The 15528-nt window shown below is 49.0% G+C and carries 16 protein-coding genes; 5 read left to right on the forward strand and 11 right to left on the reverse strand.

Annotated elements, in window-relative coordinates:
• Window positions 1–51: 51 nt before the first annotated feature.
• A complete protein-coding gene (locus tag ACSYSY_RS05020; protein ID WP_491706495.1) occupies window positions 52–1938 on the reverse strand; it encodes a hypothetical protein in 1887 nt (628 codons plus the stop codon).
• A complete protein-coding gene (locus ACSYSY_RS05025) occupies window positions 1935–2894 on the reverse strand; it encodes a mitochondrial fission ELM1 family protein (protein WP_491706496.1) in 960 nt (319 codons plus the stop codon). Before ACSYSY_RS05025 ends, ACSYSY_RS05020 begins: the two co-directional genes overlap by 4 nt.
• 55 nt (window positions 2895–2949) lie before the next feature.
• Here ACSYSY_RS05025 and ACSYSY_RS05030 point away from each other — a divergent pair, with 55 nt between their 5' ends.
• Window positions 2950–4161, forward strand: coding sequence for a DEAD/DEAH box helicase (locus tag ACSYSY_RS05030; protein WP_491706497.1), 1212 nt, complete (start codon window positions 2950–2952; stop codon window positions 4159–4161).
• Between the two features lie 59 nt (window positions 4162–4220).
• Here ACSYSY_RS05030 and glyA read toward each other — a convergent pair whose 3' ends face one another.
• Window positions 4221–5516 carry a serine hydroxymethyltransferase gene (glyA, locus tag ACSYSY_RS05035; RefSeq protein ID WP_491706498.1) on the reverse strand — a complete coding sequence of 432 codons (1296 nt, stop codon included), beginning with the start codon at window positions 5514–5516 and terminating at the stop codon, window positions 4221–4223.
• Between the two features lie 114 nt (window positions 5517–5630).
• On the opposite strand from glyA, the gene ACSYSY_RS05040 reads away from it, so the two are divergent.
• From ACSYSY_RS05040 to ACSYSY_RS05055, 4 genes are read left to right on the forward strand one after another with little or no spacing between them, the layout of a single operon-like run.
• Window positions 5631–7076 (forward strand): APC family permease, encoded by a 1446-nt coding sequence (locus ACSYSY_RS05040; RefSeq protein WP_491706499.1) that lies wholly within the window; start codon window positions 5631–5633, stop codon window positions 7074–7076.
• A gap of 53 nt (window positions 7077–7129) precedes the next feature.
• The gene (locus ACSYSY_RS05045) at window positions 7130–8593 is read left to right on the forward strand and encodes an APC family permease (RefSeq protein WP_491706500.1); all 1464 of its coding nucleotides are present in this window, start codon (window positions 7130–7132) and stop codon (window positions 8591–8593) included.
• A 26-nt stretch (window positions 8594–8619) separates the two neighbouring features.
• Entirely contained in the window at window positions 8620–9612 is a 993-nt protein-coding gene (gene hemB / locus ACSYSY_RS05050; protein ID WP_491706501.1) for a porphobilinogen synthase, read from the forward strand.
• Window positions 9599–9997 carry a YraN family protein gene (locus ACSYSY_RS05055; RefSeq protein ID WP_491706502.1) on the forward strand — a complete coding sequence of 133 codons (399 nt, stop codon included), beginning with the start codon at window positions 9599–9601 and terminating at the stop codon, window positions 9995–9997. The genes hemB and ACSYSY_RS05055 overlap by 14 nt, the downstream gene beginning before the upstream one ends.
• A 20-nt stretch (window positions 9998–10017) precedes the next feature.
• Here the strand turns inward: ACSYSY_RS05055 and ACSYSY_RS05060 are convergent, their stop codons facing one another.
• The 8 genes from ACSYSY_RS05060 to purC all read right to left on the reverse strand — a co-directional run bounded on the left by ACSYSY_RS05060 (window position 10018) and on the right by purC (window position 15473).
• Window positions 10018–10335, reverse strand: a complete 318-nt coding sequence (locus tag ACSYSY_RS05060) for a hypothetical protein (protein ID WP_491706503.1) — start codon at window positions 10333–10335, stop codon at window positions 10018–10020.
• 143 nt (window positions 10336–10478) lie between these two features.
• Window positions 10479–10814, reverse strand: a complete 336-nt coding sequence (grxD, locus tag ACSYSY_RS05065) for a Grx4 family monothiol glutaredoxin (RefSeq protein ID WP_491706504.1) — start codon at window positions 10812–10814, stop codon at window positions 10479–10481.
• Between the two features lie 110 nt (window positions 10815–10924).
• The gene (locus ACSYSY_RS05070; RefSeq protein WP_491706505.1) at window positions 10925–11158 is read right to left on the reverse strand and encodes a BolA family protein; all 234 of its coding nucleotides are present in this window, start codon (window positions 11156–11158) and stop codon (window positions 10925–10927) included.
• The gene (gene purL, locus ACSYSY_RS05075) at window positions 11158–13362 is read right to left on the reverse strand and encodes a phosphoribosylformylglycinamidine synthase subunit PurL (protein ID WP_491706506.1); all 2205 of its coding nucleotides are present in this window, start codon (window positions 13360–13362) and stop codon (window positions 11158–11160) included. Before purL ends, ACSYSY_RS05070 begins: the two co-directional genes overlap by 1 nt.
• Complete coding sequence (gene purQ / locus ACSYSY_RS05080; protein ID WP_491706507.1) at window positions 13359–14060, reverse strand: phosphoribosylformylglycinamidine synthase subunit PurQ; 702 nt, start codon at window positions 14058–14060, stop codon at window positions 13359–13361. Before purQ ends, purL begins: the two co-directional genes overlap by 4 nt.
• Complete coding sequence (locus ACSYSY_RS05085) at window positions 14057–14473, reverse strand: Rap1a/Tai family immunity protein (RefSeq protein WP_491706508.1); 417 nt, start codon at window positions 14471–14473, stop codon at window positions 14057–14059. The genes purQ and ACSYSY_RS05085 overlap by 4 nt, the downstream gene beginning before the upstream one ends.
• Complete coding sequence (gene purS, locus ACSYSY_RS05090; protein WP_491706509.1) at window positions 14470–14712, reverse strand: phosphoribosylformylglycinamidine synthase subunit PurS; 243 nt, start codon at window positions 14710–14712, stop codon at window positions 14470–14472. Before purS ends, ACSYSY_RS05085 begins: the two co-directional genes overlap by 4 nt.
• Window positions 14709–15473 (reverse strand): phosphoribosylaminoimidazolesuccinocarboxamide synthase, encoded by a 765-nt coding sequence (gene purC, locus ACSYSY_RS05095; RefSeq protein WP_491706510.1) that lies wholly within the window; start codon window positions 15471–15473, stop codon window positions 14709–14711. The genes purS and purC overlap by 4 nt, the downstream gene beginning before the upstream one ends.
• Between the last annotated feature and the right edge of the window lie 55 nt (window positions 15474–15528).

The following is a 15528-nucleotide window of genomic DNA, read 5'->3' on the forward strand; positions in this document are numbered from 1 at the left end:
ACAGCTTCCCTTTCAGGCAGCAAGGGCTTTTAGCCACATAAAACCAGTCTTTTAAAACCCGAACATATGGTCCAGGGAAAAACCACCTTTTTCATTTTCCACACCATGATAGCCAAATAAACGGCATGTCAGATCACGAATGATGATATAGCCTTCCTCGCTTGCCTCTTTCAGCTCTTCCTCTGAAAAGAGCACATCCGGGTAGATCGTTCTCGAGCCTGAGGACGCAATGGAAATTGTTTTCTCGGCAATGCAGGAGCCATCTTTGGCATAGAGATAGAGGACGGTGACTGATGAAGAGCGCTTAGTGCCTGAACAGGGATAAATAAGCTGGCAGAATGTCCTTAATGGCTGCCCTTCGCTCGTAATGCCCAACTTCAGGAACAATCTGGTCGTTAAACCGGGAGCAGGGCCACCATAGGATTGAGGTTCGTTACGCCACGTCATCAAGGTATTAAAGATGTGGCCTCCAAAACTTGTTTCTGCCTTATGACCTGACAAGCGATTGCTGTAACGCATCATGGCATGAAGCCACCCATCGGCAACGCCCCCCTCCCGGAAGTCATAAACCAGCTCCCCATGCCCTGACTGAGCAACCAGATCATGTATGGCAAAGGCCCCTTTATGATCCCGCTTCAGATCTCCTAAAAAATGAGACCCTGTTTCCTCTCCCCGCGAATTGAAAAAATCAACACGTAAGGGGAGCGTTTCTACCAGCTCTGACATGGGATTAGGCTGGAGAAAGAGTTCAAAATCCTGAGGATCAAAAACCGGAAATGGCAATAAAATTCCACGCCCCAATGAGGCAGGCATCTGGCTGATTGTCACATCCGGCTTCAAATCACTCCGCATGACATTTAAATGGGCAATGCGTGTTTTTCCGCTTTCAGTAATTTCATAACGAGGGCGCACAAGATGTTTCCCAGCCTTCATTTCAAACTGGGCTGGCCATCTGACATCAGGGAACAAATTTCCCAAATCAAGCGCTACCGTTTCATAAGGCCCCAGCGCCTGACCGTAAAAACGTTCATCCTCTGTCCCCATAACTTTAAAAGAAAGAGCCTGAGGAGGAACCGTGGTACCATGGCTATTTTGCAACCAGACAATCACTGTTTCATCCCCGGCTGGGGCCGGAAGTGAACCAAAGTGATCTGACGGCCAGGCATTGGCGTCATGAGTGACGGACAGGCTGTCATTTCCGTTATGGCCGATGATATCGAGCGCATATTTGACAACATCATGCCCTCTGGCACCGATAACATGAATAAAGAGTTGCCCCGTAAAGGATGGAAGGGCAAAGCGCCGGCGCACAGTCCGACTATCGACGACAATGCCAGCGCCTGCTTTTTCAGAAGGTTCTTCCCATTGCGCCAGAACCTTCCCGGACTCATCAAAAAGCTGGAACCAGTAACGGACGTCATTGGCCCCATAATGAGACCAGTAATTGGTTGTCGTCAGACGTGTTGAAAAGTCATCTGTATCTCGGAAAAATGCAAAGTTGGTGGCAAAATTACATTTATCGAGATAGAACAACCCCTTCTGACGGAAATTGGTCGGTAGCAGAGCGGACTCTAGAGTATAAAGACGACGCTGCCCGAGAAGATTACCCAATCTATGCTGCATTTTGGCTTTCTCAAAAGAAAGCACCAGGATGTGAGTCTCCTTGCATTCCGGCAGATCCAGCAATGGCCGCCACGTTTTTCCTAAAGGAGCAGGCTGTCCAACATCTTCCGTTTTATGCGTCAGGAAAGTCGTAATCTCAAAATCAGGGTAGAGCCCTATGAATGTTTCGAAATAACCATCTGGGTCATAAAGCGCAACTGAGTGCCCTTTCAGACTTGCCTCTAATGTTTTGATCGGCCCGACTGCCAGGGGATGGGAAAGAGCTTTGTAAAGTACATTCCCGCCCTCAGGCCCAAATGTCAAAACATTCATCATGCCGGTCTCTCTTGATCCATTAACAGCTTTTTCATTTTCTCTACCGCCAGGGGAGTATCGTCAAGCCTTTCTCTAATCGTTAAGGGCATATTTACGCCAAAAGGAGAAACACGGCTTATTTCCTCCAGCCCTTTAACAAAAGATTTCAGGCGTGTTGATTGGCCAGAAAGTGACAGAATACCTACAGGGCAGGTCGTCGCGACCGCTTCTGAAATCATTGAGACACTATCTTCTGTCACAGCAAGACAATCTGAGCAGGCAAGAATACCAAGATAGGGATTTTCGTCCCCCTTTCCTTCCAGAAAACGCACGTCGCAAAGTTTCAAGTGCTCTTTCATCACGGAAAGAACTTCCGGTGATGTTCTTCTTGAAGGCGTTATGACACAGGACATCTGGTGTGTTGTGATAAACTGCCTGATTTCTCCTGCAATCATAACCGCTTCCTTCACCCCGAAAACATAGCGCCCGTTCGAGCCCCCCAGAAGCACCCCGAGGACCTTTCGCTCAACCGGTCTGATAAAATCCTGCCATTTCTGACGTGCATGGATCAGCTTTTCCTCAGTCACGCCGTGCAATGCCGTCCGGATTGTCACAATTTTTTCTCCTCGCAACCGGTCATGCTCATTAACGATCACTAATGAAAAATCCCTAAGTGACATACGGGGATCCTGAATCTGTATGACAGGAATCCTGTGACGCTTTCCTAACAAAGCGGCAACGCGACTCCCTTTGCCTGCCATGCTTATAATGATCTCTGTCTGCGGCGAAATGATGACAGGCTCAATCTGTTCAAGAATCCTGAAATTTGAACGAAACAGACATTGGGAAAACAGATTGTTTTTCTTAAAGAGAACAGGCTGAAAATCCCAACTGAAACCGGCTCTATCGGCCAGTCCTTTGCCCTGAGAAAGATGCCCTGCGTAATTTTCAGCAATCAGTGTTGCATGAATCGACATTTTTATATCATGCCCCTATTCCAGACAGGACCGTGATAAGTGTAATTTCGATTTTATGACAGACATTTCTTCCCACCGGCCCTCCTCTGATAAAAATTCCTCCAGTCAGGATCCGTCTCACAACAGTTTCGAAGCTTTGGGGCTTCAGCCTCTTCTTTGCCGTGCCACAAAGAAATTGGGGTTTGAAAGACCAACGCTTATTCAGCAAAAGGGAATTCCTCCCTTATTAAAAGGGAAAGACGTTCTCCTTCCCAGCCAGACCGGAAGCGGCAAAACCGCCACATTCCTGCTTGCAGCCCTGCAGCTTCTCACAGACAAAGAAAAACAGGAGGGCGAACATTTCGAACATGTTCCAACCTGCCTGATTTTGGAACCTACACGCGACCTTGCTCATCAAACAGCAGGGATATGCCGCCAGTTAGCGCGGGAAACAGGTTTTAAAACCAGGGTTCTATGCGGAGGCACCTCCCGAGAGCAGCAGCTTAAATCCATGGAAGGTGGCGTAGATATTATCATTGCAACTCATGGGCGCCTGCTGGATTTTGTGCAACGCGGCGAGCTGGATTTAAGTCATATTACCTATCTGGTTCTCGATGAAGCAGACAGACTGCTCGACGAAGAATTCACCCAGAGCATGACGGCTCTTGTTCCTTATCTCGCAGACCGTCCCCAGACAATTTTCTGTTCAGCAACCCTCCCAGAGGCTGTACGTCTGTTTGCAAAAAAAGTAACACATCACCCTGTTACCATTGATCTTGAGGAAGAAACCAGAACGCCAATCCGCCTTCAGCAGAGAGCCTTATTCCTTCACGAAGATGAAAAAGAGCAGATTGTAAGGAAAATCCTGGACCACTACGTCTCTGATGGTCAGATCATGCTTTTCGTCAATACCAAAAGAGCCTCTGACGATCTTGCCCGGAAAATACGCTCATGGGGTTTTAAGGCAAGCAGCTTTCATAGCGACCTCAAACAGACTGAACGTAAAAAAGTTCTTGATCAGCTTCACAATAAAAGCCTGACATGCCTGGTCACAACAGACATCGCTGCCCGGGGCCTTGATCTCGAGGATCTTTTGCTTGTGATTAACGTCGATCTTCCCAAAAGCCCGGAACTCTACATCCACCGCATAGGACGCTCTGGCCGGGCAGGGAAAAGAGGAAAGGCCGTCTCATTAGTCACCTTATCGGAAAGGCAATTCCTGCGCGAAATCGAACAGGCCGTCCATCATAAAATCCGTATTATCACACCTGAAACACTTACACGGTAACCAGGCTGAAATTGGTGCCGAGACCTAATGACCCGGCACCAAAAACCCTTGAGTGTTAATCAGGCAGACGCACGATCATAGATCGGGAAGCGACGACACAGATCTTTCACATCCTGATGGACGCGCTCGATAGTGGCCTGGTCTTCTTCCCCAGCACTCAGAACATCATTGATCATATGAGCAATCTGGCGGAACTCTGCCTCACCAAAGCCGCGCGCTGTCGCAGCAGGCGCCCCGAGACGGATACCAGACGTCACAAAAGGTTTCTCTGGATCAAAGGGAACAGCATTTTTATTGGCGGTAATACCGGCTTTTTCAAGCAGGGCTTCTGCCTGTTTACCCGTTACCTTTTTAGGACGCAGATCCACCAGAACCAAATGGCTGTCTGTGCCGTTCGTTACAATATCAAAACCAAGCTTCTTGAGCTCATCGCCAAGAGCCCGTGCATTATTGAGCACATTTTCCTGATAGGTCTTGAAACTTGGATGCAGCGCTTCCCCGAATGCGACCGCTTTACCAGCGATAACATGCATTAAAGGACCGCCCTGCAGACCGGGGAACACAGCTGAATTGATTTTTTTTGCCAGCTCTGCATCATTGGTCATGATAACCCCGCCACGTGGCCCACGTAAGGTTTTATGGGTCGTCGTTGTGGTGATATCAGCATAAGGAACAGGGCTTGGGTAAAGACCGGCAGCAACCAGTCCTGCGAAATGAGCCATATCAACCATCAGATAAGCGCCCACTTCATCAGCAATTTTGCGGAAACGTGGGAAATCAATCACGCGCGGATAGGCTGAACTTCCAGCAACGATAATCGTGGGCTTATGCTCACGGGCGAGACGCTCCATTTCCTCATAATCCAGAAGACCATCTTCACCCCGTACACCATATTGTACAGAATTGAACCACTTGCCGGAATAATTAGGGGCGGCTCCGTGAGTCAGATGTCCACCGGCTGCCAGGCTCATTCCCAGAATTGTATCGCCTGGTTTGCCCAATGCCATAAAAGCCGCCTGATTGGCATTCGCCCCACTATGAGGCTGAACATTGGCAAACTGAGCCCCGAAAAGCTTTTTCAGACGTTCAATAGCAAGCTCTTCAACTTTATCGACTTCACTGCACCCACCATAATAACGGCGCCCCGGCAGCCCTTCTGCATATTTATTTGTCAGAACAGAGCCCTGGGCCTCCATCACGGCGAAGGACGCCATATTCTCTGAAGCGATCAGTTCGATTCCATCCTGCTGACGTCTTAATTCGGCGCCTAACAAAGCATTGATCTCAGGATCTCTCTCAGAAAGTGAGTGATGAAAAAACGATTTGAGGTCGAACTGACCGGCTTGCTGAGTCATTCTAGCTATGGTCTCCGTGAAAAAGTGCACTTCCCTATATAGTCGTAGACGCAAAGCACGTCTATTCTCCCCCTTAAAGGATTACAATTTTCTTTCAAACACTAGGGACGCCTTATGAATCACGCTTTCCTGCGCAGGAAACCAATTAATAACGACAATGCGAATCAGTCAGGTTTAAAGCGGATATTCGGTCCCTGGCATCTTATTCTACTCGGCGTAGGGATTACTGTAGGTTCTGGTCTTTTTTCCTTAACAGGTGTTGCTGCTGGACAACATGCAGGCCCTGCTGTCATTCTCTCCTTCCTCATTGCACCTGTTGCCTGTGGTTTTGCAGGCCTTTGCTATGCAGAACTGGCAGGCCTCATTACCTCCGGCGGCTCTGCTTATTCCTATACCTATTGCGCCATCGGAGAGGTTGCTGCATGGTCGGTCGGCTGGAATCTCGTTCTGGAATATACCGTTGGTGCGGCTGCCGTTGCCTCCAGCTGGTCGGGTTATCTTACGTCACTCCTGCGAGGGTGGGGAATCACGCTTGACCCCCGCTTGACGGCCCCCTCCTTTACTCCCGTGATAATGCCTGACGGGCATATGGCTCAGGCATGGTTCAACATACCGAGTGTGTTTATCCTTTTCTGTATCACACTCCTGCTCATGCGCGGCACGACTGAATCAAGCCGGATAAACGCAGTCGTTGTTGTCATAAAGATGTTTGTCATCACCAGCGTTATCGTCGTCTGTTTTCCCCATATTCAGCATGATCATTACGAACCTTTTATCCCACCCAATACAGGAAAATTCGGTGATTTCGGTTTTAGCGGGGTCATGCGCGCCGCCGGGATGGCCTTTTTTGCCTATCTGGGCTTTGACATCGTTTCCTCAGCGACAGCTGATACCAAAAACCCGCAGCGCAATATTCCGATCGGCGTTGTCGGTACCCTGATTATCTGCGCCTTTATCTACGTTATATTCTCTGCCGTTCTCGTTGGAGTTGTTGATTACCGCTCCATGGTCAATGATGCCAATCCGGTCGCCACAGCCATTGATATGGTGCATATGCCCTGGCTTGCCAGTCTGGTTAAACTGGGTGTTACGCTCGGTTACATCTCTGTCATTTATGGTATGTTGCTGGGCCAGAGCCGTATTGCGCTCACCATGTCCCAGGATCGCCTTCTTCCCTCCTTCTTCGGCAAGTTGCACAAGAAAACACAGACGCCCTGGAACGCCCATATTCTCTGCTTCCTTATGGCGGGACTTCTGGCAGGCACCTTCTCAATCAGCACATTAGGCAATATGACCTCAATTGGGACATTATTTGCTTTTATTATCGTTTGTTGCGGAGTCGTAATATTACGCCGCAGGGAACCTGAGCTTAAACGGCTTTTTCGTGTTCCAGGAGGGACGTTTCTCATCCCGTTGCTGGGCATCGTCTCTTGTGGTGCCGTGATGGTCTCTCTTGATGGCGATACCTGGATCAGATTACTGGTCTGGTGGGCTATTGGAATGGTAATATATGTTTTATATGGTTCAAAAAAGAGTCTTTTAAGCACAGAAGGATCCTGAAAACTGTGGCTTCCAATTTGTTACTTAAGCGGAAATAAGAGGAGTAATCTCTGATGAATCGGCCCTTCTGGCGGACCAAATCGCTGGATTCATTAGCTTCACAAGACAATTCAGGAACAGAGCTGAAACGAGTTTTTGGTCCGTGGCAGCTTGTTTTTCTCGGGGTAGGCGTCACAATCGGCGCCGGATTATTCTCTCTTAGTGGCGTTGCTGCCGGGCAATATGCAGGCCCGGCTGTTATTCTCTCATTCGTTATTGCAGCCATTGCCTGTGGCTTTGCCGGTCTTTGCTATGCTGAGCTGGCTGGTATGATCCCTATTGCCGGTTCCGCTTATTCCTACGCCTATGTTGCCATGGGTGAAGGGATTGCCTGGATTATCGGGTGGGATCTCTTTTTGGAATATACCGTTAATGCCTCTGCTGTTGCCTCAAGCTGGTCGGGCTATTGCATCTCATTGCTACGGGATTGGGGCATCACTCTGGATCCCCGTTTTACGTCATCAACATTTTCTCTGGTTAAACTGGCTGATGGCTCTACAGCCCAGGCATGGTTCAATGCGCCGGCAGTCTTTATTCTATTGCTGGTGACCTTTCTGCTCATGGGCGGCGTTTCAGAATCCAGTCGCGTCAATGCCATTATCGTGGGCCTGAAACTGCTGATCATCACCAGTGTGACCGTTATCTGCCTGCCTCATATTCAGTCCGCGCATTTTCACCCATTTATTCCACCCAATACTGGACATTATGGTGAATTCGGCTTCAGCGGTGTCATGCGCGCAGCTGGGTTGATTTTCTTTGCCTATATCGGTTTTGATATCGTCTCAACGGCAGCACAGGACGCTCGTAATCCACAAAGAGACATCCCGTTCGGGATTTTAGGCAGCCTCGTCGTCACTGCGGTTGTTTATGCAATCTTTTCTTCTGTGCTGGTTGGCGTTGTCGACTATCATGACTTTGCCAATAACGCGAACCCTGTAGCGACGGTTCTTGACAAGATTCATATCACCTGGTTCGGGGTTCTTGTTAAAATCGGGATCATGCTTGGTTATATATCCGTTATTTATGGTCTTCTGCTTGGTCAGAGCCGCGTCGCTCTCTCCATGGCGCGTGACGGGCTTATCCCGCAGATCTTCAACCGTCTTAACAAGCGGACGTGTACGCCCATTCTTTCTCATGTCATCACGTGGGTCGCCAGCAGTGTTCTTGCTGCATGTCTGCCGATCAATATCCTTGGTGAAATGACGTCTATCGGGACACTTCTCGCCTTTGTGATTGTCTGTCTTGGCGTTTTGATCCTCAGAGTGCGCGCACCAGAAATGCACCGTCTTTTCAAAGTTCCCGGAGGGAATTTCCTTGTCCCAGGCCTCGGTATCCTATCCTGTGGCACGGTGATGCTCTCCATGAATTTTGCAACATGGTTACGCCTCTTTATATGGCTGGCTATCGGCGTCGTCATTTATTTCTGTTATAGCCGCCACCACAGCAAACTTGTGAAAAAAACGATTTTGGAAAAGTAGCAAGTCAGCCCCCTGGAAAGGACGATATGTCTTACAGTTCTCTCACACGCCTCAGGCGTAACCGTTATGATTCATTTACCAGACGTATGGTTGCTGAACATAAGCTCCATAGTGATGATCTGATCTGGCCTGTTTTTGTGTGTGAGGGTACCGGGCAACGACAGGCGGTCCAGGCTATGCCCGGAGTTGTCCGGGTCAGTCTTGATCTTCTTGAGGAACATGTCGGACAAGCCGTGAAACTGGGAATTCCGGCAATTGCCCTTTTCCCGGTGACGCCTATGGACGTCAGAGATGAAACCGGAAGCGAGGCTCTGAACCCTGATAACCTGATGTGCCGGGCTGCCCGCCTGCTTAAAAAAGCCTATCCTGAACTGGGGCTTATCGGGGACGTCGCTCTTGATCCGTACACCATCCACGGTCATGACGGCCTCATTATTGATAATTACGTTGTTAATGACCCGTCTGTAGAAATCCTGAGCCGCCAGGCCTTAAATCAGGCCAGAGCCGGGATTGATATTATTGCACCATCAGACATGATGGATGGCAGGGTCGCCGCAATTCGTGAACTCCTTGACGAGAATGGTTACGTCAATACGCGCATTATGTCTTATGCCGCGAAATATGCCTCTGCCTTTTATGGTCCTTTCCGTGATGCTCTTGGCTCAGGCAATCTTCTTTCCGGAGATAAAAAAACGTACCAGATGGATCCTGCCAATTCAGATGAAGCTCTTCGTGAAGTTGAAATAGACCTTCAGGAAGGCGCTGATATGGTCATGGTCAAACCTGGTATGCCTTACCTCGATATCATTCAGCGTGTGAAAGATAATTTTCTTGTCCCTGTTTTTGCCTATCAGGTATCAGGGGAGTACGCGATGATGATGGCTGCCATTCAAAATGGATGGCTTGACCGGGAAAAAACGATTATGGAAAGCCTTCTGGCATTTAAACGTGCTGGATGTAGCGGCATCCTGACCTATTTCGCACTGGAAGCTGCACAGCTTCTCCGTGACCGCGCATAAAAAACTCTTTCCCGGAGCCTCACGAAGACTCCGGGGGATTAAAGCTTTCAAAACTGGCCTGGATGCCGAAGCAAGCGTTCTTGATTTTTTTCAAAAGGCAGGCTTCGATATCCTTGCTCACCGGATCCGTACACCATACGGTGAGATTGATCTCATTATTTCAAATGATGACTGGCTGATCGGCATTGAAGTCAAACAACGCAAAACGCACTATGAAAGCGCTTTTGCCCTCACAAAAAAGCAATCACGCCGCCTTTTGGAATCTTTTGACTATTTATTAACATCACACCCGGAATGGAACCGGGCTAATACGCGATTTGACGTCGCTCTCGTCGATAAGAAAGGGGATCTACAGATTTTAGAGGACGCTCTCAGAGCCTTTTAAGAGGCCCTGCTCTTTCAAAATCAGCCGCGACGATGATGTCTGTTACGTTGATGATGCGTCACAACACGCCCTCTGTACGTGACCGTCCTGATCGGTGCTACGCGCGCTCTACGACTCGCCAGAGCCACAGGTCTTGCCAAGGGTTTGGATCTGTTAAGCGGACGATAATGGTAGTAATGATGCACAACAGGATTCGCCGTCAGGGCACTGAAAGTAAGCTTCCGGGCCTCAAAATCCGTAATTTCACGCGGGGCTGCTTTTGCCAGACTTCCGATCATTAAAGGCGTACTTGTAACAGCTACAAGCAACAATCCTTTGCATAAACGTAAATAAGACATCCAAAAGTTCCCTCATCATTACTTCGTCAAAATCTACCTAATTTTTCTTATTCTTTGCAAGAATAATATCAAAAATATGACTAAGATTTCATAAAAAAAGCGGTGCATAACACCGCTTTCTAGGCCTAAAAAACCTTAAGCCCTTATGGATGAGCTTTCAAAAGCCCCTTCTCAACCAACAAGCTTTCCAGTTCACCACTCTGATACATATCCGTTACGATATCGCATCCGCCAATAAATTCACCTTTAATGAAAAGCTGCGGAACTGTCGGCCACTGGGAGAAATCCTTAATCCCCTGACGGATTGCAGGATCTTCCAACACATTACATGTTTCGAAATTAACCCCTACATGATTCAGAATCTGAACGACACGTGCTGAAAATCCACATTGTGGGAACAGCTTGTCACCCTTCATGAACAACATGATATCATTAGCGTTAATCATGTTCTGGATATCTTGCAAAACAGTCTCTGGCATTTTTATCTAATTCCTTGTGCACTTCTTCCTTCAAAGTGCCTTTAACCGACCTTGGAGATAGGGCGCCAGAATAAAACGTCAACCCCCTGAGGCCGGTAATTAATGATTTGTTATCCGGGAAGCCTTGTCTTTACCGACAAGGCATGAAGCTCTGTTCCCATTCGTCCCCCAAAGGCGTCATAAACCAGCTTATGCTGTTTGACCATAGGGAGACCACGAAAAGCCTCACTCCTTACCTCACAGGCATAATGATCACCATCACCGGCAAGGTCCTGAATTTCGATCTGCGCATCTGGAAGTGCTGCCAGAATAATCCGCTTAATTTCGTCAGAAGACATAGGCATTATTCCATGTCTCCCATAAGACGAGGCAGGAACTCTTCATTAAGCGTGCGCAATGTGCTGAGCTCACACTTCATGTCTGTCCCGACAATCAGAGCACCACCCTTGATGCTTCCAAGACGACGGATCGCAACACCGGCTCTATCCGCAGCTTTCAGCAGGTGATCACCTTTATGTGTAATAACCACGTAGCGCCCCTGATCCTCACCGAACCAGAATGCATGGGGTTGTATGCCTTTCGGAGCAGCAACCAGTTCGCAGCCACGCCGTCCAGCCAGGGCCATCTCAGCAATTGTAACAAGTAAACCACCGTCTGACACGTCATGACAGGCGGTAATATTACCATCGAGAATCTGCCGGCGCACAAAATTACCATTCAGGCGTTCTTTACGCAGATCAATGGTAGGAGGCGCTCCTTCTTCCCTTCCGCAAATTTCCCTTAACCACAGAGACTGGCCCAGTTCGCCTTTTGTCTCGCCAATCAAGAAAATTTCACCTTCTTCGGGGAAAGCCAGTCCAACAGCCTTGCTGACATCCTCAATAACACCCAGGCCGCCAATGGCCGGTGTAGGCTGTATGGCATTTGCCTGATTATTCTCAGAACGTGTTTCATTATATAAAGACACGTTTCCGCTTACGACAGGGAAATCAAGCGCACGACAGGCTTCGCCCATGCCTTTGATTGCCTCAACAAACTGCCCCATAATTTTAGGATTCTCAGGGCTGCCGAAATTGAGGTTATCTGTCACGGCCAGAGGGGTCGCTCCTGTTGCCGTGATATTTCTCCACGCCTCAACAACCGCTTGTGCCCCCCCACAATAAGCATCTGCCTGCCCGTAACGGGGTGTGCAGTCAGTCGTCAGGGCAAGAGCTTTATCCGTGCCTTCCACCCTTACAATAGCAGCATCGGCACCACCGGGACGTTTCACAGTCTGACCACCTACGGTGCTGTCATATTGATTCCATATCCAGGCGCGGGAAGCGAGATCTGGAGAGGCAATCAAGGTCTCAAGTGCTTTTTCAAGACTGACTGGGGACTCCGGGGTTTTCAACGGGGCCGGTTTTTCTGTCGCCTGAACCGGACGGTCATAAAGCGGAGCCTGATCTGCCAGAGGCCCAAGCGGAATATCCGCTTCGATCTTTCCTTTATGCTTGACCGTAATATGACCTGTTTCAGTCAGGACACCAATGACGGCAAAATCAAGTTCCCATTTTTCGAAAATACGACGCGCTTCTTCCGTCCGATCAGGGCGCAGCACCATGAGCATGCGTTCCTGACTTTCAGAAAGCATCATTTCATAGGCGGTCATATTCGTTTCGCGTTGGGGAACGTGATCGAGATCAAGCTCGATACCGACACTACCCTTACTGGCCATTTCAACAGCTGAAGAGGTCAGTCCGGCTGCCCCCATATCCTGAATGGCAATCACGGCATCCGTTGCCATCAGTTCAAGGCAGGCTTCAATCAGAAGCTTTTCGGTAAACGGATCGCCAACCTGGACAGTTGGGCGTTTTGAGCTGGATTCCTCATCAAACTCAGCTGAGGACATCGTCGCCCCGTGAATACCGTCCCGCCCCGTTTTAGAGCCGACATAGACAACAGGATTCCCCACACCCGCCGCAGCAGAGAGGAAAATACGATCCTGAGAGGCAATACCAACCGTCATGGCATTGACGAGCGGATTTCCATTATAGGAACGATGGAAATTAACCTCTCCCCCGACGGTCGGGACCCCTACGCAATTTCCGTAACCGCCAATACCTCTTACAACACCATCAACAACCCGGCGTGTATCAGCCTCTTTTGCATCCCCAAAACGCAGAGCATTCAGATTGGCAACCGGGCGAGCGCCCATCGTAAAGACGTCACGCAGGATGCCACCAACACCGGTCGCGGCTCCCTGATAGGGCTCAATGAATGAAGGATGGTTATGACTTTCCATTTTAAAAATGGCGGCAAGCCCATCACCAATATTGACAACGCCCGCATTTTCACCCGGACCATGAATGACCCAGGGGGCCTTGGTCGGTAAAGTCTTAAGATGAAGACGCGATGACTTATAGGAACAATGTTCAGACCACATGACCGAGAAAATACCCAGCTCGGTCAATGAAGGCGTCCGCCCCATAATGGAAAGGACAGTTTCATACTCGTCATTGGTCAAACCGAAAGATTGTGCCAAAGCGATATCTACGGTTAAACTCATGAGCCCAGTGTCTCCACTAAACCCTGAAAGAGGGGCAACCCGTCAGTGCCGCCTGTCAGGGCATCGGTTAAATTTTCAGGGTGTGGCATAAGGCCACAAACACGCTTGTTCTCACTGAGAACACCGGCAATGGCCTGCGCACTGCCATTCAGATTATTCAGCATATTATCAGGCTCAACACGTCCGGCCTGGTCACAATAACGAAAAGCGATTCGACCCTCACCTTCCAGACGTTTCAAGGTCTCTGGAGAGGCTGTGTAATTTCCGTCGCCATGGGCCATAGGAGCTCTGAAAATAGAGCCTTTGGACCAGTTTTTTGTAAAGGCACTCTGCGACGTCTCAACTTTAAGAAAACAGTCCTGAGAGAGAAAGCGCATCCCGGCGTTACGCAATAGAGCGCCAGGTAAGAGACGGGCTTCCGTCAAAATCTGGAAGCCATTACAAACGCCCAGAATATAACCACCTTTTTCAGCAAACTGCCTGACAGCCTTCATAATCGGGGAATGTGCAGCCATTGCCCCGCTGCGCAAATAATCCCCATAGCTGAAACCACCTGGCAGAATGACGAGGTCAAGGCCTTCTATGTGATCCTGCTGATGCCATAATATTTCTGGCTTTTGTCCCGATACACGCTCAATGGCCTGTACCATGTCGCGCTCCCGGTTCGTACCAGGAAAAACGACAATTCCCGTTTTCATTGACCAAACCCTTTCTGGGTTGCAGAAGACGTTTCAACCTTACTCCCACAAGGGTAAGCCTCATGCAGGGCGCGATATACAGCTTTGCCTGCCGGCTGTGACAGGGCCTCACTATGCCCTTTGAGCCAGGACACAACAGTTTCCCTGATCTGGGTTGTGTTTTTGCCAGGTGCTACGCAGAAAGCAACAGGCGCTTTATCATGCTGATAGACGGCATAGGCACGGGACCATACTTCACTATCCATCACACCGGAAAGATAGGCATCGCACAGTTTGAGGCTGCTCTGATTGGTGCACATCTGCCCAAGAGCTTTTGCCGTGACTGTAGAAACACGCTGCGCATGTGCGCCAGAAGAGAGTGTGAGTGCGCCGGCAAAAAGCAGGCCCATTGTTAAAGCTGATGCAAATTTCATGACAGAACCTCGACAACAAAATCTTCGATAACTTCATTTGCCAGCAGAGCATGGGCCATGGCTTCACCTTGCTTTTTTGCTTCTTCAGCAGAGGATGCGTCCAGCTCAATGTCAACAACACGGCTGATACGGACGTCTTTCACTCCTTTGAAGTGCAAGGATTCCAAAGCATGACCAACAGCTTTACCCTGTGGGTCCAACACGCCTTCCTTTAAGGAAACAAATACGCGAACTTTCACAATCCCCCCTCCGAGGTCACATTTTTTCCATTGTCAGCTTCAGGCAGAATACCCAGACGGCGTGCCACTTCCTGATAAGCTTCTTCGACTTTACCCATATCACGACGGAAACGGTCTTTATCAAGTTTTTCGTTCGTACGGGCATCCCAGAGACGGCAATTATCGGGCGAAATTTCATCGGCCAGAACAATCCGCATCTCGTCACCTTCCCATAAACGGCCGAACTCAAGCTTGAAATCGACAAGCGTGATCCCGACACCGGCAAACAACCCTGTAAGGAAATCATTGACTCGCAGGCTCAGAGCGCTGATTTCGTCAAGGTCATGGGGATAGGCCCAATTAAAGGTGATAATATGCTCATCTGATACCAACGGGTCATTCAGAGCATCATTTTTATAATAGAACTCAATGAGCGCACGTGGCAGACGCTCACCTTCTTCCAGACCGAAACGTTTTGCCAGTGATCCAGCCACAACGTTACGCACAACAACTTCCAGCGGAATAATCTCAACTTCCCGCACAAGCTGCTCTCTCATATTCAGTCTGCGGATAAAATGAGTCGGGATATTGATCTCTTTAAGCCGCAGCATCAGGTATTCACTGATACGGTTATTAAGAACCCCTTTACCGGTAATTACGCCGCTTTTGGCGCCATTGCCGGCCGTTGCATCATCCTTGAAATACTGAATAATCGTACCAGCCTCTGGCCCTTCGTACAGTATCTTGGCCTTACCTTCATAAATTTGCCGACCACGAGCCATGAAATCCAGTCCTTATCCCCAAAACAGTCAATTATCTCTATCTAGCATAGAGACC

The organism is Aristophania sp. ESL1100 (genome assembly GCF_058511235.1).